Here is a 20,749-nt window from a genome sequence, read left to right on the forward strand (position 1 = left end):
CGATAATGCAAACGCAGCTTAAGCCCAGGTCACGCAGCCGTACGCTGCTGGTGGTGGACGACCGTGAAGCAAATCTGGTCGCGATGGAAGCGCTGCTGGGCGACGGCGACTGGCAGGTGCATACGGTCAACTCCGGCGAGGCGGCGCTCAAGGCGCTGCTGGAGCTGGATGTCGAACTGGTGCTGCTGGATGTGCAGATGCCAGGCATGGACGGTTTCGAGGTTGCCCGGCTGATGCGCGGCAGTCCGCACACCCGCTATACGCCGATCATCTTCGTGTCGGCGATTGCCCATACCCGTGACTCCGTGCTGCGCGGCTACGCCACCGGGGCGGTGGACTTCATCCTCAAGCCATTCGATCCGCAGGTGCTCAAGCACAAGATCAATACCTTGCTCGCCCATGAGCACAATCGCCGGGATCTGCAACTGCTTACCCAGCAGCTCGATAGCGCCCGCGCCTTCAATGCCTCGGTGCTGAGCAATGCAGCCGAGGGTATCCTCGTGGTCGGCGAGGACGGTTACATCAGCTTTGCCAACCCTGCCATCGCCGGGATGCTGCACCGTCGCGTCGAGGATCTGCAGGGCACGGCGCTGCTGTCGCACCTCGCAGCCCCGGAAATGCCGGCTAGCTGGCACGAGTCGGATTTCTATCGCTACTGGCGCAGCGGCTCCACCTATCGTCTTCACGAGGCGCAGCTGCATACCGCCAATGGCACACCACTGCCGGTGGCGCTGTCGAGCTCGCCGCTGCCCCGCCAGCAGCGCTCCATGGTAGTGATCGCGCTGGATATGTCGGTGGTGCGCAACCTGCACGTTCAGCTCGAGACGCAGGCGGTCACCGATTCGCTGACCGGCCTGCTGAACCGGCGTGGCTTCCACCAGGCGCTGGAGTCCTCGCTGGCGCGGGTGGACCGTAATGGCAAGCGCATGGCGATCCTCTATATCGATCTGGACGGCTTCAAGCGCATCAATGATTCTCTCGGCCATGATGCCGGCGACGAGATTCTCTGCAAGGTGGCGCGTCTGCTGGAAACCTGCATGCGCCCCTACGACATCATCGCGCGCATGGGCGGGGATGAGTTCACCGCACTGCTGGATTCGCTGGATCACCCCGAAGATGCGGCACGGGTGGCAGAAAAGCTGATCGAGCTGATCTCGGTGCGGCACAAGGTCGACGGCACCGAGGTGACGCTGGGGGCCAGTATCGGCATCGCGCATTTCCCCGATTGCGGCGTCAGTGTCGATCAGCTGTTGCGCTCGGCTGACATGGCCATGTACGAGGCCAAGCGTGCTGGTCGCCGACAGTACCGTTTCTTCTCCAGCGACATGAACGAGCGTGCCCATGCCCGCCTGATGATGGAGGAGAACCTGCGCAGCGCCACCGAGCGCAACGATTTCGAGCTGCTCTATCAGCCGCAGGTCATGCTCGCCAGCGGCAAGCTCAGGGGGTTCGAGGGCTTGCTGCGCTGGCCGCAGGGCGACGTTGGCCAAAACGAGCCTGGCGTGTTCATTCCACTGCTGGAGGAGACGCGCCTCATCGAGCGGGTCGGCGACTGGGTGCTGCGCGAGGGCATGAACCAGTACGGCCAATGGCTTCCATCGTTCGGTAGCGATCTGATTCTCAGCCTGAACGTCAGTCCGGTGCAGTTCAGCCGTGCCGGACTGTTCGACTCGCTTCGTCGATTGCTCGACGAATATCAGCTCGATCCGGCGCAGCTGGAACTGGAAGTCACCGAGGGCACGCTGATGCAAGACCTCGAGCAGAGCTGCGACAAGCTCCGTCAGCTGCGCAAGCTCGGCGTGCGGGTGGCTATCGACGACTTTGGCACCGGTTATTCATCGCTGGCTTATCTTCGGCATTTCGAGCTGGATACGCTGAAGATTGACCGCCTGTTCATCGCCAACATGATGGATTCCCCGCGCGATGCAGCGGTCGTCAGTACCATCATCGACCTCGGGCGCAACCTTGAGCTGGAAGTGGTGGCCGAGGGCGTCGAAACCGTCGCACAGCGCGACTGGCTGATAGCGAACGGTTGCGATGTCATGCAGGGCTTTCTGGTATCGCCTGCGGTAACGGCCGAGCAGGCCCGCGCGTTCCCCTCACAGCTCAACTGGTAGGTCCAGCTGAGTGGTGTGACGTCGCTCAGCGCCGGACCGGAAACTGCTCATGCAGCTGCGCCAGGTGCAGATCCTTTTGGTTCCAGAGTTCGTTCACCCACTGCTGAAACGCCAGCCGGTACGCTTCGTCCTGATCGTAGTTCCTGCCGAGAAACTCGGCTGGCAACTGCTGCGCCGTGATCCGCACCACCACCTGATGAATGTTGCCGGCAAGCAGATCCCAGAAGCTGGGCCGGCCGTCGGGGTAGTGGATGGTGATATTGATCAGCGCTGTCAGCTGCTCGCCCATGGCGTCGATGACGAAGGCGATGCCGCCGGCTCGGGGCTTTAGCAGGTAACGGTAGGGCGAAGCCTGCTCGCTGTGCTTGTTTTCGGTGAAGCGTGTGCCTTCGAGGAAGTTGAATACCGACACCGGGTTGGTCCGATAGCGCTCGCAGGCCTTGCGGGTCGTGGCCAGGTCCTCGCCCCGTTTCTCCGGGTACTTGGCCAGGTACTCCTTGCTGAAGCGCTTCATGAAGGGAAACTCCAGCGCCCACCAGCACAGGCCGATCACCGGAACCCAGATCAGCTCCTGCTTGAGGAAGAACTTGAGGAACGGCATGCGCCGGTTGAGCTGGTACTGCAGCACGAGGATATCCGCCCAACTCTGGTGGTTGCTGGTCACCAGATAGGAGTGATGCATGTCGACCTGATCCAGCCCCTGCACGTCCCAACGGATCGGGCGAACCAGGTCCATCCAGAAACTGTTCATCGCGATCCAGGACTCGGCGATCCAGTGCATGCCGAAGCGCAGGCTGCGTTGTACCGCTGGAATGGGGACTGCCAGCTTGAGCAGTGACAGGGCGAACAGCGGCCAGCACCAGAACAGGGTATTGAGCGCCAGCATCAGGGCGGCGAGGCTGCCGCGCAGCGGGGCGGGGAGGAAGCTCAGCATGAAATTCTCATCGATACGGCTGATTCGAGGCGCCAAGAGTAGCGATTATGCGCTGAACTGCAACTATCGAGAGGGAGGGTTGATCGCTGCCGCCGGCGCGCAGGCGCGGCGGCAGCAATCGTCGATGGCCGATCAGGCCTTCTGGTTGGCGGCCTGCAGCGCGGTCAGCGCGATGGTGAAGACGATGTCGTCCACCAGGGCGCCACGCGACAGGTCGTTCACCGGCTTGGCCAGGCCCTGCAGCATCGGGCCGACGCTGAGGCAGTTGGCGTTGCGCTGAACGGCCTTGTAGGTGGTGTTGCCGGTGTTCAGGTCGGGGAAGATGAACACCGTGGCCTGGCCGGCCACCTTGCTGTTCGGCGCCTTCTGCCGGCCGACGCTGAGCACGGAGGCGGCGTCGTACTGCAGCGGGCCGTCGATCGGCAGCTGCGGTGCACGTTCCTGGGCGATACGCGTGGCTTCGGCGACCTTTTCGACTTCCGCACCGCTGCCGGAACTGCCGGTGGAGTAGCTGATCATCGCCACGCGCGGGTTGACGCCCAGTGCCACGGCGGACTCGGCGCTCTGCAGGGCGATCTCGGCCAGCTCGGTGGCACTCGGATTCGGGTTCACCGCGCAGTCGCCATAGACCAGTACCTGGTCCGGCAGCAGCATGAAGAACACCGAGGACACCAGGCTATAGCCCGGTGCGGTCTTGATCAGCTGCAGGGCCGGGCGGATGGTGTTGGCGGTGGTGTGCACGGCGCCGGAAACCAGGCCGTCGACTTCATCCAGCGCCAGCATCATGGTGCCGAGCACCACAGTGTCCTTCAGCTGCTCGCGGGCATCGTCGGGCGTCAGGCCCTTGGCCTTGCGCATCTCGCACATCGGCTCGACGTAGCGGTTGGCAATGCTGTCCGGATCGAGGATTTCCAGGCTGGCCGGCAGGCTGATGCCCTGTTCGCGGGCGACCTGCTGGACTTCCTCCGGCTTGGCCAGCAGCACGCAGCGGGCAATGCCACGCTCCTGGCAGATGGCGGCGGCGCGAATGGTGCGCGGCTCGTTGCCTTCCGGCAGCACGATGCGCTTGTTGGCATCCTGGGCGCGCTTGACCAGCTGATAGCGGAACGCGGCCGGCGACATGCGCAGCTCGCCACGTGGCACGCTGCAGCGGGTGTGCAGGAACTCGGGGTGCAGGTGCTTGGCGATGAAGTCGGTCACGCGGGTGGCGCGCTCGATATCGTCCGCCGGGGTTTCCTTGTTCAGGCCGAACAGGTTGTTGGCCGTGTCGTAGGAGTTGGTCTCCACGGTCATCACCGGCAGGCCGCCGTCCAGTGCGGCCTTGCACAGTTCGAGGATGCGCGGGTCCGGCGCGAAGTCGCTGCACAGCAGCAGGCCGGCGAGCTTCTCGCCATTCAGCGAGGCCAGGCTGGCGGCGAGGATGATGTCGTCGCGGTCGCCGGGTGTGACCACCAGAACGCCCGATTGCAGCAGCTGCACGGTGTTTGGAACGGCACGTGCACACAGCACGATCTTGTTGACGCGGCGCTGATCGGCTTCGCCGGCATTGAGCACCTGCGCGCCGAGCAGTTCGGCGATGTCACGGGTGCGCAGGGCGTTGAGTTCCTCGGAAAACGGAATGGCGCCGAGCAGCTGGAAGTCGGCACTGCCCAGCAGTGGCAGGTGCTGCTTCAGGCTGTCGATGAAGGCCGGCAGGCCTTCCTCTGTCTTCACCTTGTTGAGGATGACGCCGAGCACCTTGGGATCCTTGGCGCCGCCATACAGCTGTGCCTGGATTTCGATGCGCTCGGCCAGACGCTTGAGGCTGTCATTGCCCTGAGCGGCGATCAGGATCACTTCGGCGTCGAGACTCTTCGCCAGTTGGGTGTTGATGCGCTGGGTGTAGTTCGATTCGCGAGTCGGCACCATGCCTTCGACGATGACTACGTCCTTGCCGGCTGCAACCTGTTGGTAGCGGCTGACCACGTCCTCGAGCAGCAGATCGATCTCGCCATCGGCGAGCTGGCGCTCTACCTGTTCCAGCGGCAGCGGCTCGGGGGAGGTCAGCTTCAGTGTGCGTTCGACCAGAATGCAGGAGCGTTCGCGGCCCTGGTCGACGGGGAAGGGTTGCGCGATCGGCTTGAAGAAGCCGACTTTCAGTCCAGCGCTTTCCAGCGCACGGATCAGGCCGAGGCTGATGGAGTTGAGGCCGCCGCCGAAACCGGTAGGGGCGAGGAAGATTGTGTGCATGGCATCTCCTTGAGGACAGGGTGCTCGGGATAACGGTGCTGGGCGCCGGCTAGGCTAGGGCACTTGTGCCGGGGCGGGAACTGCCTGATTGCCGCGGCGCTCATGTGCAAAGACCCGACGGCCGGAGGCTGTCGGGTCTCTGAATCGCTGCCTGCGTTCGCTCTCAGGCGTCCAGCAGGGCCAGCGTATCGAGGGCGATCTGACGCTCCTCGTTGGTCGGAACCACCATGACGCGCGGGCTGCCTTCGGCCTGGATTTCGCCAGCGACGCCACGGGTGCAACGGGCATTGGCTTCGGCGTCGAGCTTGAAGCCGAACAGCTTGAGGTGTTCCAGGGTGCGCTCGCGCACCGCCGAGGAGTTTTCACCGATACCACCGGTAAACACCAGGCCGTCCAGCTGCGGCAGCGCACAGGACATGGCGGCCAGCGACTTGGCCAGGCGGTAGCAGAACACTTCGAAGGCCAGCACGGCGCCCGGATGACCGGCGTTGCGGGCATCGGCCAGGGTGCGCATGTCGTTGGACAGGCCGGACAGCCCCTTCAGGCCGCTCTCCTTGTTGAGCATGTTGTCGATCTTGGCCAGGTCCCAGCCCAGGGTCTTGTTCAGGAAGTTGTGCAGGCTCGGGTCGACGTCGCCGCTGCGGGTGCCCATTACCAGGCCTTCGAGCGGCGTCAGGCCCATGCTGGTGTCGCGGCTTTCGCCATTGACCACCGCACAGGTGGAGCAGCCGTTGCCCAGGTGCGCGACCAGCCAGCTGCTGTTTTCGACCGGTACACCGGCCAGCTCGGCGGCGCGCTTGCTGACGAAGCGATGACTGGTGCCATGGAAGCCATAGCGGCGTACGCCATGCTCCTTGTAGAGCACATCCGGCACCGCGTAGCGGTAAGCGTGTTCCGGCATGGTCTGGTGGAAGGCGGTATCGAACACGCCTACCTGCGGCAGTTCGGGGAACAGATTGATGGCGGCATGGATGCCGCTGAGGTTTGCCGGGTTGTGCAGCGGAGCCAGTTGAATGTTGGCTTCGATGCCAGCCAGGGTTTCGTCGTTGAGCAGAGAGGATGCGAAGAATTTCTCACCGCCGTGCACGACGCGGTGACCGATGCCGTCGAGGTGGCCGCCAGCGGCTTCTTCCACGCGCGGCAGAATCTGGGCGAGGGCAGCCTGATGATCTGCGTTGGGCACCTTGACGCTTTCCTTGCCAGCGGCGCTCTCGAAGTGGATTACGGCTTCCGGGCTGCCGATGCATTCGGCCAGGCCTTGTAGCGGGAAGGTCGCTTGCGCTTCGTTGACCAGGGCGAACTTGATCGACGAGCTGCCACAGTTAATCACCAGGATGTTACGAGCCGACATCGGTGCTCCTTGGTTCTCTAATGTTATTGAAATGGGTGCCAAAGATACTTTTCGCCGATTCTTGCACATCGGCCGTGAAAGCGATGCCATCCAAAGGTTGTAGTCACATATTCCATGGCACTACATTTGGCGTCCGGCGACAAACGGCAGCGGTCCGTTCATCCACGGCCGGTTCGCATTCGGCGCGGTGGATGGTTAAACTTCGACATCCATTCTCTAAAGCAAAGGTTCTGCCCCATGCTGATTGCCGCTAACAAGGCTGTCTCCATCGACTACACGCTCACCAACGACGCCGGTGAGGTGATCGACAGCTCGGCCGGCGGCGCGCCGCTGGTCTACCTGCACGGCGCAGGCAACATCATTCCGGGTCTGGAGAAGGCCCTCGAGGGCAAGCAGGGCGGTGACCAGATCCAGGTCGCCATCGAGCCTCAGGACGCTTACGGCGAGTACAGCCCGGAGCTGGTTGCTACCCTCAATCGCGCCATGTTCGAAGGCGTCGACGAACTGGAGGTGGGCATGCAGTTCCACGCTTCCGGTCCTGACGGCGGCATGCAGATCGTTACCATCCGCGACGTCGAAGGCGATGACGTGATCGTCGACGGCAATCATCCGCTGGCAGGCCAGCGTCTGAACTTCGACGTCAAGGTCGTCAACGTGCGCGACGCCAGTGAAGAAGAAGTGGCCCACGGCCACGTTCATGGCGAAGGTGGTCACCACCACTGATCCGGTCGCCGTTTAGGCGTCCGCACGCACAGCGGCAGGAACGGCTGCTGTGCCGATCGAAAGAAGAGCGCTCCGGTCGTTTGCCGGGGCGTTTTTTTCGTTAGGAGAGATGACATGAGCGCATTCCACCAATTGGTGTTGCCAGGCCTGGGCGGTGAGGAGCTGCCTCTGGCGCAGTTCGGCGATCAGATCACGCTGGTGGTCAATGTCGCCTCGCAGTGCGGGCTGACGCCGCAGTACGCCGGCCTCGAGCGGCTGCAGCAGCAGTACGCGTCCCGTGGATTCAGCGTGCTGGGGGTGCCATGCAATCAGTTCGCTGCGCAGGAACCGGGCAGCGACGAGGAGATCCGCTCGTTCTGCAGTCTCAACTACGGCGTCACCTTTCCCTTGAGTGGCAAGCTCGAGGTGAACGGTCCGCAGCGGCATCCGCTGTATCGCTTGCTGGCTGGGGAGGGAGCCGACTTTCCGGGCGACATCACCTGGAATTTCGAGAAATTCCTGGTCGGCAAGGACGGGCGTGTACTGGCGCGCTTCTCGCCACGCACCGCACCCGACGATCCCGCCTTGATTCACGCCATCGAAAGCGCACTGGCCTGATCGCCGTTGGCGGCCGCATCTGCGCGGCCGCTTTCTTTCCCGTTGTTGCCATCCTGAAAACATCGTTGCCCTGTTAGCGCTGGATAAGCGTCGTGGATGATGCTGTGCCGGCGAGACGACCGGTCATATTCTTGGGCCATGAGCCAAACAGCACGCAACGACAAGCGCGATCTGATCCTGTCCAAGGGCGCCCGGGTGATGACCCGTCGCGGCTATCACGGCACCGGGGTCCAGGAAATCGTCCAGGCAGCCGGTATCCCCAAGGGATCCTTCTATCACTACTTCGCCAGCAAGGAAGATTTCGCCCTGCAGGCGCTGGACCACATCTATGTGCCTCGACTTGAGCGCTATCGGGCGGCGCTGAGTAACGGTGCGCTCGCGCCACGGCAGCGCATCCTCGATCACTACGCCGATCTCGTTGCGCACTTCGCTCGCCAGGAAAGGCCTGAGTATCACTGCTTCATCGGCAGCCTGAGCTTCGAGATGGCCGAGCTGTGCCCACCCATCGCCAGACGGCTCAGCGCGATACTGACGCAATCGGTCGAGCTGCTTACGGCCTGCCTCGAACAGGCGCGTTTCGCTGGCGAGATCGCGGCAGACAGTGATTGTGCAGTGCTGGCGGAGTTCATAAGCAACGCCTGGGAAGGCGCGCTGTTGCGCATGAAAGTGAGCGGCAGCGTTGCGCCGTTGCAGGTGTTTTTCCAGCAGCTCGAACGCCAGTTGGCGCCGGCTGCAACAAATTCGCCGGGGCATGAGCGCCCGGCTGCCTTGACCAATGCCACAGGAGTCGATCGATGACCGCCAGCGTACAAGCCTTGTTTCAGCCCTTCGAGTTGGGTGCTCTCCGTTTGCCGACCCGTGTGGTCATGGCGCCGATGACCCGTTCGTTCTCGCCCAACGGTGTACCCACTGCCGATGTGGTCGAGTACTACCGCCGTCGTGCCGCGTCCGGGGTGGGGCTGATCATCACCGAAGGCACCACGGTTGGCCACGCCGCTGCCAATGGCTATCCGCATGTGCCACGTTTCTACGGTGAGGATGCCCTGGCTGGCTGGAAGGCTGTGGTCGATGCGGTGCATGCCGCTGGCGGGAAGATCGTTCCGCAGCTCTGGCATGTCGGTAATGTGCGCCGCAAGGGCACCGAGCCCGAGCCGGAGGTCGTCGGTTACGGCCCGATGGAGAAGCAGAAGGACGGCCAGGTCGTCGTCCACGGCATGACCAAGCAGGACATCCAGGATGTGATCGAGGCGTTCGCCCAGGCAGCCCGCGATGCCCAGGCTATCGGCATGGACGGCGTGGAAATCCACGGTGCCCACGGTTACTTGATCGATCAGTTCTTCTGGGAGGGCAGCAACCAGCGTACCGACGAGTACGGTGGCAGCCTGGCCAACCGCTCGCGCTTCGCCGTCGAGTTGGTGCAGGCCGTGCGTGCGGCGGTCGGCCCTGACTTTCCGATCATCTTCCGCTTCTCGCAGTGGAAGCAGCAGGACTACACCGCGCGCCTGGTGCAGTCGCCCGAGGAGCTTGGCGAGTTCCTCGCGCCGTTGTCGCAAGCCGGGGTGGATATCTTCCATTGCTCGACGCGCCGCTTCTGGGAGCCGGAGTTCGAAGGCTCCGATCTCAACCTGGCCGGCTGGACCCGTCAGCTGACCGGTAAGCCAACCATCACCGTCGGTAGCGTTGGCCTGGATGGTGAGTTCCTGCAGTTCATGGTCAAGACCGACAAGGTGGCGCAGCCAGCCAATATCGAGGGATTGCTGGAGCGTCTGAACAGGCAGGAGTTCGATCTGGTGGCGGTGGGACGTGCGCTGATCTGCGATCCGGATTGGGCGGTTAAGGTACGTGAAGGGCGGATGGAAGAGATTCTGCCGTTCAGCCGTGAGGCGTTGAAGACGCTGGCATGAGTGACGACGGCAGCCAGGGTGATCTGGCTGCCGGCTTCTTGCGGTGCGATGAGGCACCGGGAGTTTCGGCGTGCGGTGTCTAGCGAGTGGCTAGATGGCCAGGTCTCGCCCCCCTGGGCGATTTCCTGCAGGCGGTGGACGATGTGACCGCCCCGAATGGCCGGCTCCCAAAAAGAAAGTTCTTTGCCTTATGCCTGCAGGCTATGCAGATTCACGCCTGCCGATCCAGCTGCCGATTCGGCCCGCCTTCCCGCACCCAGAACAGCGTCGCTCCCGCGACCGCCGCCGGCATGATCAGCAGGTTCAGTACCGGCACCAGCAGCGCCGCATAGGTCACCGCACCAAAGCTCAGGCTCTGCCAGCGACGCTGGCGCAACCAGCCCATCATGTCAGACCAGCTCAGCTTGTTGTTGTCCGCCGGATAGTCGATGTACTGCACCGCCATCATCCACACGCCGAACAACAGCCAAAGGGGCGCGGCAGCCAGGTTCAGTACGGGGATGAACGAGAGCACCAGCAGCGCCAGGGCGCGCGGCGCGAAATAGGCCAGCTTGCGCAGCTCGCGGCCAATGGTGCGTGGCAGCATGGCCAGCAGTTCGGCCCAGCTGAACGGCGGCGCAGCATCTTCGCCACGTACCACCACTTCGACCTTTTCTGCCAGGAAGCCGTTGAACGGTGCGGCGAGGATATTGGCCAGCATGGTGAACGTGAAGAACACCATCAGCACCACAAGCGCGACGAACAACGGCCAGAGAATGTACTCGAGAAACGCGAGCCAGGTCGGCAGGTTGGGCATGAAGGTATCGACCCAGCCGCTGAACTGGCCGACCGCAAACCAGATCAGGCCGAAGAACAGCAACACGTTGACCGTCAGCGGCAGGATCACGAACAGACGCAGCCCCGGGCTGAGCACCAGTCGCAGGCCTTCGCGCAGGTATTGCGGGCCGGAGAGGGCGGATACGGGCATTGGCGTCTCCTGTAAACAGCGGATTCGAGGGAAGGTGGCGCGAGGGATAGTCGATGACTATGGGACGTATGCAGAGCCTGAATTATCCGCAGCGGCGGCGGATGGCTAACGTAGCGCTCAACGGTTTTCGGGTCATCCGCGTTATCAGCCTTCCCCAAGTGCCTGGGATGACCCTTTTTATTCCCATTGAGCCGGGCGTCGCCGGCTCGCAGAGCGGATGCGTGGTTACTTGCGCTTGAGCGGTTGGCTGTCGAACCGCACGCCGGGCAGGCCGGTTTCCATCAGTGCGCGGATGTTGCGGTGATCGCTGCCGTTCGGGTTGGCCAGCACTGCCTGATAGTGTTCGCCGAACGCGAGCAGCGCTTCTTCCGTGCTGAACCCTTCCAGCACAGCCATGCCTAGCGTCTTGCAGGAGCCTTCGTTCTCGCCGGCGGCATTTTCCAGGGTGCCGTTGACGAAGCGGCTCGGCTGATAGTCATAGGCGCTCGCGATAAAGGCGAGCGTGTCGCTGAACGCGTGGTTGCGATTGCGCAGGCTCGCGCGGAAGTCTTTCAGGTCATTCATTCTTTCTGGGCCTTGTCGAAAGCCGCCTGCTGGTCGGCTGTCGCTTCCTTCTGATAGCGTTTCTTCCATTCGCTGTACGGCATGCCGTACACCTCTTCGCGGGCCTGGTCGATGCTGACTTCGATTTCCAGATCGTCCGCGGCCGCCTTGTACCATTTCGACAGGCAGTTGCGGCAGAAGCCAGCCAGGTTCATCAGATCGATGTTCTGGGCGTCGGGGCGGGTGCGCAGGTGCTGGACCAGGCGGCGGAAGGCGGCGGCTTCCAGTTCGGTGCGTTCTTGCTCGTTCATCTCGTGGGTCTCGGCGTTGGCTGAGGTCGGCCGGATCATAACCTTGCCTCGTTGAGCCGGCCAGCCTTGAGCAGGGTCAATCCCGGTGTGCTGCCAGAGTGATCGATACCGACTCGGCAAAGCGCAGCGCGTGGGGTTTGTCGACCTCCACCTCGGCATAGCGCACCTGCGGATAGCGCATGACCAGGTCCAGAATCTCCTGTGTCAGGCGTTCGAGCAGAGCGAAGCGGTTGTCTTCGACGTGCTGGATGATCGCCTTGGTGATGGTGCGGTAGTTCAGCGCCTGTTCGATGTCGTTTTCGCGCACCGCCTCGGCGGCCGGGTAGAGCATGGTCAGGTTGATCAGCACGTCCTGGCGGTTGAGGATTTCCTCTTCCTTGATGCCAATGTAGGTGCGCAGCCGCAGGTCCTTGACGCGGATGCGCGCCATAGCAGGTTCCAGTCTGGGCATGGGGACTCCTTGCAGTCTTCAGATCAGGTGGCGGCCGCCGTTCACGGTCAGTGTAGTGCCGGTGACATACGGATTGTCGAGCAGGTAGCGCAGGCTCTGGTAGATCACCTCGGCACCGGGTTCGATACCCAGCGCCGACTTGGCCAGTGCCTTGCGCCGGTATTCCTCGTCGTCGTCCGGATTGAACTGGATCAGCGCCGGGGCGATGCCGTTGACCTTGATCGCGGGGGCCAGACTGGCGGCGAAGGACAGTGTGAGGTTGTCCAGTCCCGCCTTGCTTGCCGCGTAGGCGATATGTTTTTTGCTGCCCTTGCGGGTCACGTCGTCGCCGATGTGCACGATATCGGCAGGCCCGCCGTGACGCAGCAGGTCGGCGCAGTGCAGATTGATCAGATAGGGCGCGAGCATATGCACCTGGAACAGCTGGCGAAACGCCTCGGCTTCCTGGCCGGGAGCGTCGGGGCGCCATTCGGAGGCGTTGTGCACGATCGCTCTCAGGCTGTCGGTCTGCTCTCGGAGTGCGCCGATGAAGCCCGTGATGCCTGCTTCATCGCTGAAATCCGCCTTCAGCGTGTGGGCGCCGAGTGTGCGCAGTCGCTCGATGCTGTCGCGTTCGCGGCGGTAGGTGACGATAACCGGAAAGCCGTCTTCCAGCAGCCGTTCGGCGCAATGCAATCCGATCCGCTGGCTGGCACCGGTGATGAGAATCGGGGCCTGGTGCATGTGTGTCCACTGCCGGAAATGGGTGGTCCGCCGAGCTCGGAGGCGGTCACTACTGGCGTGGCAGCTTACACCAGATCGGCGGGCACCTCAGGCTGCAAATCGGGATGCAGACGTTGGTGCTGGCGATAGAGGAAGGAGCGGATGCGTTCGGCGTCCTTTTCCTGGGGAAACTCCACTTCGTAGGCAGCCATCCCGCCCTTGAGTTCACGAACACGGTGGGCGTCGATCTCAAGCGGGGTGTCATCCGGAAGGGCCAGGCGCAAGTGGAAGTGCTTGGGCGGCTTGCGATCCTTGCCGGCATCTACCAGGAGACCGTGCGGAGACAGCTCATGGACGCTGAGCGAGCTTTCGCCGCCATCGTTCTTCAGCAACGCAAGTGGCTCATCCAGGTGCAGACGCCAGGCGCGGGTAGTCGGCCCGCGCTCGTAGATCACCGGTGGCGCCAGTTGCAGATCGAGGCTGTGCAGTTCATCTTCGCGAAGCTGGATCGGGAACGACATGCGAAAGTCTTCGAACTCGGCCTGTAATGACAGGTTGGCCCTTGCCGCCAGCTGCATCAGCAGTTCGTTGGATTGCGCGCCGCCATCGATCCGGAAGCCTGTAGCGCGCTCCGCGGTGGTTGCGCCGTTGCGCTGCATCAACTTGCGGATGAACGTCAGTTCGTCTTTGCTGAGAATCGTATCTTCCGCCATGCGGATACCCTCGGAGGATGGTGCCTCCATGGTTCTGGCATCGTGGCGTGGGCCACGTTGCGCCTGCGCCGGTTGGACGCGGTGGGGCAATCGCCCCTAGGACTCTCTCCTTGAAGTTTGGTTCCTTCTCTGCGCCTTTGCTGGATGTACGGTACGGTCGCTCCGCCCGGCAGAACTCGGCAAGGCTAGATGCGGCATAATGCGCAGCTTTGAATGCCTCGGAGCGCACATGAAAGTCGCCATTCTTTCCGGGAGCGTCTACGGCACCGCCGAAGATGTTGCCCGTCACGCCGAACGCCAGCTGAAAGCCGCCGGTTTCGAAACCTGGCATGATCCCCGCGCCCAGTTGCCGCAGATTCTCGACTTCGCCCCCGAAGCGCTGCTGGTCGTGACCTCGACCACTGGCATGGGCGAACTGCCTGACAGCTTCATTCCGTTGTACTCGACCATCCGTGATCAGTTTCCCGCGTGGAGCGGCCTGCCCGGTGGTGTCATCGCCCTTGGTGATGCCAGCTACGGCGACACCTTCTGTGGTGGTGGCGAGCTGATTCGCGAGCTCTATGCCGAGCTCGGCGTGCGGGAAGTCGTGGAGATGCTGCGCCTCGACGCCAGCGAGACGGTCACGCCGGAAAGCGACGCCGAACCCTGGCTGGAAACTTTTGCTGCGGCCTTGCGCGCCTGAGTGGCTCGCCAGGTCAGCGGCCTGGCTGCAAGGGCAACTGCCGGGGCGGAAGCGGCTGGCTAGAATCCAGGGCATCTTCACGACAATAAGAAGAGGTGCCCTCGATGACTGCGCTGCATGCTTTGCCTTCCCTGGAAACCCGAGTCAGCCCCGCCGAATGGCAGGCACGGGTCGATCTGGCGGCCTGTTACCGGCTGGTCGCGCTGCATGGCTGGGATGACCTGATCTTCACGCACATCTCGGTCAAGATTCCCGATACCGATCACTTCCTGATCAATCCGTACGGGCTGATGTTTCACGAAATCACCGCGTCCAGTCTGGTCAAGGTCGATCTGGCCGGCAACAAGGTGATGGACAGCCCGTACGAGATCAATCCCGCCGGTTACACCATCCACAGTGCCGTGCATGAAGTTCGCCACGACGTCGCCTGCGTCATGCACACCCATACCGCGGCCGGGGTGGCGGTCTCGGCGCAGCGCCAGGGCGTGTTGCCAATCAGCCAGCAGTCGCTGTTCGTGCTGGCCAGCCTTTCCACTCACGGCTACGAAGGCGTGGCGCTGAACCACGACGAGAAAGCACGGCTGCAGGCAGATCTGGGAGAGACCGGCTTCATGGTGCTGCACAACCATGGTCTGCTGACCTGCGGTGGCAGCGTCGCCGACACCTTTCTGATGATGTTCATCTTCCAGCGCGCCTGTGAAATCCAGGTCATGGCCCAGGGGGGTGGCGCAGAGCTCATCGCCATTCCCGAGCAGATTCTCGCGGGTGCCAAGGCCATGGCTGCCGGTGTGACCCGTAGCCGTTCAGGTATGGGCGGAGCGTTGGCCTGGCCGGGTCTGTTGCGCAAGCTGGATGCGCAGAGTCCCGGCTACGCTGCATGACGCGACGCGGCTGCGCTACATCGCCGCCTTGGCGAACTGCTGCAGCTGCGGATAGAAAAGACGAAAATCCTCGAGCAGCGGATCGTACAGCTGCTCCAGCTCTTCCAGTCCGCCGGCCAGGCCATCCGGCCGGCTGAGCCGGCGGCTCATGTTGGCCAGCACCCGCTCCAGTACATCGAACTGGCGATAACTGCCCAGCCAGTCGTGCGCGGCCATATGCGGCGCGATGACGGCGAGTTTGCCCGGTAGCTCGGGCTCTTCGGTCAGCGCCCGGTAGGCCCGCCGGGTAAAGCGGTCCAACGGCTCGCTGGAGTAATCCGCCCAGTTCGCCGCCAGGCAATGATCGAAGAACAGATCGAGCAGGATTCCGGCGTAGCGGCGGCGTTCAGTGGGAAAGCGCGCTTTCGCCTGCAGCACCAGCGGGTGGCTGTCGGTGTAGGCATCGATCTGCCGATGCAGGCGAATGCCGGCCTCGATCCGCGCTGGCCAGCGTCCCTGCAGCGAGCCTTTGACGAAATCGCCGTACAGGCTGCCGAGCATGTCCTCCGGGCCAGGGCCGCCGAGATGAAGGTGAGCAAGATAATTCATGGTTCAAGCTTAGCGCAGCCTCGACAGGAGGTGGCTATGCAGCATCTCTCGCGGCCTCCTGCGACTGGCAAGACAGTGCGCGCTCGACCGCCAGTTGCGCTCGCTCGGCAATTGCTTTGCGGCTGAGTGTGGCGACGGGGATTGGTGGCAGCAGATGGATTTCCACTTCTGCCATGTCGCTGGCCAGCAGCCTGCGCAAGTGCGCAGACAGTTCGTCATCGCCTACGAAGGGGGCCACGGTGTCGGGCTTGCCGTCGCGCAGGTAACGGATAGCCACGGGTTGAACGGCGCAGCCGGCCTCTATCGCGCAGGCGAACAGCCGGGGGTGGAAGGTACGTACGCTGCTGCCATCGGTCGAGGTGCCCTCGGGGAAGATCAGCAGATGACGACCCTGGTGGAGATGATTGGCCAGTTGCTGATTGATCTGCGCGGCATCGCCGGCGCCACGACGGATGAACAGCGTGCCGGCCTGGCGGGCCAGCCAGCCCAGCACGGGCCAGCTTGCAACTTCGGCCTTGGCCAGGAACGACAGCGGCTGCAGCATGCCCAGCAGCGGGATGTCGCACCAGGACACATGGTTGGCGACCCAGAGCATCGGCTGAGGTGGTAGCTCACCGATGATGCGTACCCGATAGGGCAGCGCGGCGGCCAGGCGAACCATGAACCAGCGCGTCAGCCCTTGCCTGCGTTGCAGGGAGGCACGAGGTGCGAAGCGCTCGCCGAGCCCCAGTGCCGCCGCCACCAGTAAACCCAGCAGGATCACAACGCTCAGCCGCAGCAGGCGCCAGTGCAGGCGCACCCGTGTCATCTATACCGCAGCCTTGAAGTGGCGGGCATAGCGCGGGCAAAGCTCCTCGCGCTTGAGCAGGATGAAGACGTCGGCGACCTGGAAGTCGGGGTCCCAGCAGGGTTCGCCGCAAATCTTCGCGCCAAGGCGCATATATGCCTTGAGCAACGGGGGCAGCTGGGCGGTGACGTTGTCCGGTAGATCCAGCTCGGGAAGTGGCGTCCGCGGCTCCGCATGCAGCAGCTCGGTACACAGGTGACTGTCGCGCAACCGCTGCATGATCGCGCGAGCCTGTATGCCTCCGTCACGCATGGGGATGCTGGCGCAGCCCATCAGGTAACGATAACGGCCCTCGTTGAGCACTTCTGCCAGCTCGCTCCAGAGCACCGCGATGGTCGCGCCAGTGCGATAGGCTGGTGTCACGCAGGTGCGCCCAATCTCCAGCACGGGTTCGTCGATGTCCGCCAGGCCATGCAGGGCAAACTCTCCTTCGCTATAGAAGCGCCCCAGCCGCCTTGCTGTCAGGTGGTCCAGCAGGCGCGTCGTGGCGACCAGCTCTCCACTGGCCAGATCACGTACACCGATGTGCCGGCAGTGAACATCGAAGTCATCCATGTCCAGCCCGTGTTCCGCACCCTGTAGCTTGGCATCGAACTCGGTGCTGAATACCCGATAGCGCAAAGCCTGAGCTTCGCGCAGAGCCGCATCGCCTTCCAGGCGTTCGGCTCGAAGTTGACGCGTGCTGCGGGGGTCGACGATGGCATTCATGCTCTGTCTCCTTGGCCGCCGTGGCTGTGGCGGGTTGGCGATGCAACGCGAGCGTCTGGTTGTTATCGTTGGGCTCGAGTGTTTGGCTTGATCAGGCTAGGAGCAGGGCATGTCGCCGTTGTTACGATCGGATGATGGTTGGATGACGGTGGGCCAGCTGCCTGTGTGCGTGGGACTTTGGAGATGAACATGCCGTGGAAACGACTGATCGGCCCGTTGCAGCCGGTTGCGGCGAATGCTGGCCTTGCGGCCTGGTTTGCGGGTGTATGCGAGGGCGCCGGCACAACCGCCCCCTTCAGCCTGGCGGTCTATGGTGGCCGGCTGGCGGCCACGCCGGGGTTGGCTTTTCTCGGTGGCTATCAGGCTGCGCTGCGCGCGCTCTGGCCCGACGCCCCGCCAGGGCTCGGCGCGCTTTGCACGACCGAACGGCGCAAGTTGCGCCCGGCCGACATGGCGACGCGCTGGGATGACGGTTATCTGAGCGGCAGCAAGGATTTCGTCACGGCTGGCGACGCGGTGCAATGGTTGTTGGTATCGGCAAGGGAGGAGGGTGCCGGGGAGTCGCCGCGGCTCGGGCTGTTCGCAGTCGAGCCGGCCGCTGCAGGCGTATCGCTGATACCTGCAGCGCAACTGCCTATCGTGCCGGACATCGCCCATGGGCGCTTGCGCCTGGAGGGCGCCGTCGGCACACGCTTGCCCGGCGATGGCTGGGGCGATTACGTCAAACCCTTCCGTACCCACGAAGATATCCACGTGCTAGCCGCGCTTACCGCCTGGCTCTATGGTGTGGCGCTGCAGGAAGGCTGGCCGCGCAGCTTGATGCTGCGTCTTCTGGGCGTTCTCGGCGGGGCGGCCGAGGTGGCGCGACAGCCGGCGGGCGAACCGGCGAGCCATTTGTTGCTGGCGGCCGTACTCGAGCAGTTCGCGACGTTGCAGCCGGAACTGGACGCTGCAATATCGGCCAGCGAGGGTGCCTGTGCTGTGCTATGGCAGCGTGATCGGGCGGTGCTCGGCCTTGCGCGTGAAGCCCAGGCGCGGCGTCTGCAGCAAGCTGTCGAGGCGCTTGGGCTCAGCGAGGCGGGCTGACTTGTCGGCGAAGGTCTCGGGAACTCTGCGCCATCGCGCCTGGCCTTATGAGGGCGCTCGCCACGGCCGAGTTGCCGCGCAACGCCACAGCGGCGACGGCCTTGTCTTGCTGAAGGGACTGGGTAAGCTACCGCGCGGTTCGCTTGTTTGTTTGCATGCATGACCGTGGCATCACTCCGTTGCGCCTCGCGTGCCGACTGGAAAAAGGGATTTCATGTCATTTCGCTGTTTGTCCTGCTCGACGTTTCTTTGGCCTGCGACCGGCTCCGTTCTGGGTAAAGCCTTGTGATGTTGGCCGGATCGGTTTTCCCTTGGCGCAGCGACAATCGCTTCCGGCTGCTGGTCGATGGGCCACAATTCTTCCTGGCCATGTTCGAGGCGATCGAGCGCGCCGCGCGCCGTATCGACCTGGAACTCTATCTGGTGGAAGACGGGTATTGCCTCGATCGGCTGCTGGAGCCCCTGTTGCGCGCGGCGGCGCGTGGCGTACGGGTGCGTTGCCTGTTCGACGGCTTCGGTTGCCTGAAGATGAGCCAGGCCAATCGCGACCGCCTTACCGCGGCCGGCGTGGAGTTGCGTTTGTACAACCCGCTTTCGCTGCGCCTGAAACTGCGCAATCTGCATCGTGACCACCGCAAGTTGTTGCTGGTAGATGGTTGCATTGGTTATGTCGGCGGGACCGGCGTCACCGACGAATTCTGGAATCCACGCAAGCCGGCCGTGCATTGGCATGAGGTGATGGTCGAGATGACCGGTCCCTTGCTGCAGGATTGGCAGGAGCTGTTCGACAGCCAGTGGGTGCATTGCCTGAAGCGGCGGATCTGGCAGTTGCCTCTGCCCAGCAGGGCGCCGCGCATACCGCTGCTGCCTGATGGCTCGGGGCTGGGGCGTGTCGCCTATGCAGCGGCGCGTCAGCACCGCGACATCCTCCTCAGTCTGCTGCGCAACCTGCGCCGCGCGCAGACACGCATCTGGCTGGCGACGCCGTATTTCCTGCCTACCGGCAAAGTGCGGCGGGCGCTTATCCGCGCAGCGCGTCGCGGCGTTGATGTGCGCCTGCTGCTGACCAGCCGTAATACCGATCATCCGCCGGTGCGTTACGCCGGGCAGCGCTTCTATCCGCGCCTGCTGCGTGCCGGCGTGCGAATCCACGAATATCAGCCACACTTCTCGCACCTGAAAATGGTGCTGGTCGATGACTGGGTCAGCGTCGGTTCGTGCAACTTCGATCACTGGAACCTGCGCTGGAATCTGGAGGCCAATCTCGAGGCGATCGACGCTTCGCTGAGCGCACAGGTGCAGGCGTGTTTCGAGCGCGACTTTCACGACAGCATCGAAATCGACCTGGCCAGCTGGTACGCCCGGCCGCTGCATCTGCGGCTGTATCAGCGGATGTGGGGCTTGCTGGACCGGTTGCTGGTGAACATTTTCAATCGCGGCGGCTGAAGCTGTCGCGTATCGGAGCGAAGCTCCAAAACCGCGTAAGGAGGACGATCCAATGGCGGCAAAGAACATTCTGATGCTGGTCGGCGACTACGCCGAAGACTACGAGACCATGGTGCCGTTCCAGGCGCTGCAGATGGTCGGTCATCGCGTGCATGCCGTGTGCCCGGACAAGAAGGCCGGCGACAGCGTGCGTACGGCGATTCACGATTTCGAAGGCGACCAGACCTACAGCGAGAAGCCGGGCCACAATTTTGCGCTGAACTTCGACTTCGCTGCCGTGCGTGCCGAGGACTATGACGCGCTGCTGATCCCCGGTGGCCGCGCGCCGGAGTACCTGCGCCTGAACGAGCAGGTACTGGCACTGGTGCGTGCATTCGACGAAGCCAAGAAGCCAATCGCCGCTGTTTGTCACGGCGCCCAGCTGCTCGCTGCTGCCGGCGTGCTCAAGGGCCGCGCCTGCAGTGCCTATCCCGCCTGCGCGCCGGAAGTGAAGCTGGCCGGTGGCGACTATGTGGATATCCCTGTGGATCAGGCGCACACCGAAGGCAATCTGGTCAGCGCGCCGGCGTGGCCCGCGCATCCGGCCTGGCTGGCGGGCTTTCTCAAGCTGCTCGGCACCGAAATTAAACTGTAGGATGCGCGCCGCGCCGTCCCGCAAACAGCGGGGCGGCCGCGCCAATCAACGTCTGCGGCTTTGGCCGCCCCAGCAAGAGCGCTGTCTGTGTCCGCTACTCCCCACGATCCGTTGCACGGTGTCACCCTTGAAACGATGCTCACCGAGCTGCAGGCTCACTACGGCTGGGACGGCCTGGCCCAGCGCATCGATATTCGCTGCTTCAAGAGCGAGCCGAGCATCAAGTCGAGTCTGACCTTCCTGCGCCGCACCCCCTGGGCGCGGCAGAAGGTGGAAGCGCTGTTCGTGCAGTTGCGTCGCCGCGGCTGATCGGTCAGCACGATGCGAAAGCAAAA

23 protein-coding genes are annotated in these 20,749 nt (G+C 63.4%); 11 read left to right on the top strand and 12 right to left on the bottom strand.

The window, feature by feature from the left end:
- Positions 1-2 precede the first annotated feature (2 nt).
- Complete coding sequence (locus EA798_RS14945; RefSeq protein ID WP_122099509.1) at positions 3-2,117, top strand: two-component system response regulator; 2,115 nt, start codon at positions 3-5, stop codon at positions 2,115-2,117.
- A gap of 25 nt (positions 2,118-2,142) precedes the next feature.
- Here EA798_RS14945 and EA798_RS14950 read toward each other — a convergent pair whose 3' ends face one another.
- From EA798_RS14950 to EA798_RS14960, 3 genes are all read right to left on the bottom strand, one after another.
- Positions 2,143-3,051, bottom strand: a complete 909-nt coding sequence (locus EA798_RS14950; protein WP_122099445.1) for an acyltransferase — start codon at positions 3,049-3,051, stop codon at positions 2,143-2,145.
- A gap of 132 nt (positions 3,052-3,183) precedes the next feature.
- Entirely contained in the window at positions 3,184-5,280 is a 2,097-nt protein-coding gene (gene pta, locus EA798_RS14955) for a phosphate acetyltransferase (protein ID WP_122099446.1), read from the bottom strand.
- A 163-nt stretch (positions 5,281-5,443) separates the two neighbouring features.
- A complete protein-coding gene (locus EA798_RS14960; RefSeq protein ID WP_106155651.1) occupies positions 5,444-6,631 on the bottom strand; it encodes an acetate kinase in 1,188 nt (395 codons plus the stop codon).
- 237 nt (positions 6,632-6,868) lie between these two features.
- On the opposite strand from EA798_RS14960, the gene EA798_RS14965 reads away from it, so the two are divergent.
- The 4 genes from EA798_RS14965 (at position 6,869) to EA798_RS14980 (ending at position 9,855) form a co-directional block, all read left to right on the top strand.
- Entirely contained in the window at positions 6,869-7,354 is a 486-nt protein-coding gene (locus EA798_RS14965; RefSeq protein WP_003302716.1) for an FKBP-type peptidyl-prolyl cis-trans isomerase, read from the top strand.
- Positions 7,355-7,468: 114 nt separating this feature from the next.
- Positions 7,469-7,951 carry a glutathione peroxidase gene (locus EA798_RS14970; protein WP_106155650.1) on the top strand — a complete coding sequence of 161 codons (483 nt, stop codon included), beginning with the start codon at positions 7,469-7,471 and terminating at the stop codon, positions 7,949-7,951.
- Between the two features lie 138 nt (positions 7,952-8,089).
- Entirely contained in the window at positions 8,090-8,749 is a 660-nt protein-coding gene (locus EA798_RS14975) for a TetR/AcrR family transcriptional regulator (protein WP_122099447.1), read from the top strand.
- Positions 8,746-9,855 (top strand): NADH:flavin oxidoreductase, encoded by a 1,110-nt coding sequence (locus EA798_RS14980; protein WP_122099448.1) that lies wholly within the window; start codon positions 8,746-8,748, stop codon positions 9,853-9,855. The genes EA798_RS14975 and EA798_RS14980 overlap by 4 nt, the downstream gene beginning before the upstream one ends.
- Positions 9,856-10,066: 211 nt before the next feature.
- Here EA798_RS14980 and cysZ read toward each other — a convergent pair whose 3' ends face one another.
- From cysZ to EA798_RS15010, 6 genes are all read right to left on the bottom strand, one after another.
- Entirely contained in the window at positions 10,067-10,822 is a 756-nt protein-coding gene (gene cysZ / locus EA798_RS14985) for a sulfate transporter CysZ (protein ID WP_106155647.1), read from the bottom strand.
- Between the two features lie 225 nt (positions 10,823-11,047).
- Complete coding sequence (locus EA798_RS14990; RefSeq protein ID WP_106155646.1) at positions 11,048-11,386, bottom strand: HopJ type III effector protein; 339 nt, start codon at positions 11,384-11,386, stop codon at positions 11,048-11,050.
- Positions 11,383-11,676 carry a DUF1244 domain-containing protein gene (locus EA798_RS14995; protein ID WP_106158747.1) on the bottom strand — a complete coding sequence of 98 codons (294 nt, stop codon included), beginning with the start codon at positions 11,674-11,676 and terminating at the stop codon, positions 11,383-11,385. Before EA798_RS14995 ends, EA798_RS14990 begins: the two co-directional genes overlap by 4 nt.
- 76 nt (positions 11,677-11,752) lie before the next feature.
- Positions 11,753-12,127, bottom strand: coding sequence for a dihydroneopterin triphosphate 2'-epimerase (folX, locus tag EA798_RS15000; protein WP_003285881.1), 375 nt, complete (start codon positions 12,125-12,127; stop codon positions 11,753-11,755).
- 18 nt (positions 12,128-12,145) lie between these two features.
- Positions 12,146-12,850 (bottom strand): dihydromonapterin reductase, encoded by a 705-nt coding sequence (gene folM, locus EA798_RS15005; protein WP_106155645.1) that lies wholly within the window; start codon positions 12,848-12,850, stop codon positions 12,146-12,148.
- Between the two features lie 65 nt (positions 12,851-12,915).
- Entirely contained in the window at positions 12,916-13,542 is a 627-nt protein-coding gene (locus EA798_RS15010) for a PilZ domain-containing protein (RefSeq protein ID WP_106155644.1), read from the bottom strand.
- 229 nt (positions 13,543-13,771) lie between these two features.
- On the opposite strand from EA798_RS15010, the gene EA798_RS15015 reads away from it, so the two are divergent.
- A complete protein-coding gene (locus EA798_RS15015; RefSeq protein ID WP_106155643.1) occupies positions 13,772-14,224 on the top strand; it encodes a flavodoxin in 453 nt (150 codons plus the stop codon).
- Positions 14,225-14,328: 104 nt separating this feature from the next.
- On the top strand, positions 14,329-15,105 hold the full coding sequence (locus EA798_RS15020; protein ID WP_122099449.1) for a class II aldolase/adducin family protein: 777 nt from the start codon (positions 14,329-14,331) through the stop codon (positions 15,103-15,105).
- Positions 15,106-15,120: 15 nt separating this feature from the next.
- Here EA798_RS15020 and EA798_RS15025 read toward each other — a convergent pair whose 3' ends face one another.
- From EA798_RS15025 to olsB, 3 genes are read right to left on the bottom strand one after another with little or no spacing between them, the layout of a single operon-like run.
- The gene (locus EA798_RS15025; RefSeq protein WP_122099450.1) at positions 15,121-15,693 is read right to left on the bottom strand and encodes an acyl carrier protein phosphodiesterase; all 573 of its coding nucleotides are present in this window, start codon (positions 15,691-15,693) and stop codon (positions 15,121-15,123) included.
- A 34-nt stretch (positions 15,694-15,727) separates the two neighbouring features.
- Positions 15,728-16,501 (bottom strand): lysophospholipid acyltransferase family protein, encoded by a 774-nt coding sequence (locus EA798_RS15030; RefSeq protein ID WP_106155640.1) that lies wholly within the window; start codon positions 16,499-16,501, stop codon positions 15,728-15,730.
- A complete protein-coding gene (gene olsB / locus EA798_RS15035; protein ID WP_106155639.1) occupies positions 16,502-17,248 on the bottom strand; it encodes an L-ornithine N(alpha)-acyltransferase in 747 nt (248 codons plus the stop codon).
- A gap of 183 nt (positions 17,249-17,431) precedes the next feature.
- Between olsB and EA798_RS15040 the strand changes: the two genes are divergently transcribed.
- The 4 genes from EA798_RS15040 (at position 17,432) to EA798_RS15055 (ending at position 20,723) form a co-directional block, all read left to right on the top strand.
- Complete coding sequence (locus tag EA798_RS15040; protein ID WP_167462962.1) at positions 17,432-18,334, top strand: acyl-CoA dehydrogenase family protein; 903 nt, start codon at positions 17,432-17,434, stop codon at positions 18,332-18,334.
- Positions 18,335-18,622: 288 nt separating this feature from the next.
- Complete coding sequence (locus EA798_RS15045) at positions 18,623-19,780, top strand: phospholipase D-like domain-containing protein (RefSeq protein WP_122099452.1); 1,158 nt, start codon at positions 18,623-18,625, stop codon at positions 19,778-19,780.
- A 52-nt stretch (positions 19,781-19,832) separates the two neighbouring features.
- A complete protein-coding gene (locus EA798_RS15050) occupies positions 19,833-20,414 on the top strand; it encodes a DJ-1/PfpI family protein (RefSeq protein WP_122099453.1) in 582 nt (193 codons plus the stop codon).
- An 87-nt stretch (positions 20,415-20,501) separates the two neighbouring features.
- Positions 20,502-20,723 carry a VF530 family protein gene (locus EA798_RS15055; RefSeq protein ID WP_106155635.1) on the top strand — a complete coding sequence of 74 codons (222 nt, stop codon included), beginning with the start codon at positions 20,502-20,504 and terminating at the stop codon, positions 20,721-20,723.
- Positions 20,724-20,749: the final 26 nt, after the last annotated feature.

It is taken from the genome of Pseudomonas songnenensis (genome assembly GCF_003696315.1).
Classification (GTDB): Bacteria; Pseudomonadota; Gammaproteobacteria; order Pseudomonadales; family Pseudomonadaceae; genus Stutzerimonas; species Stutzerimonas songnenensis.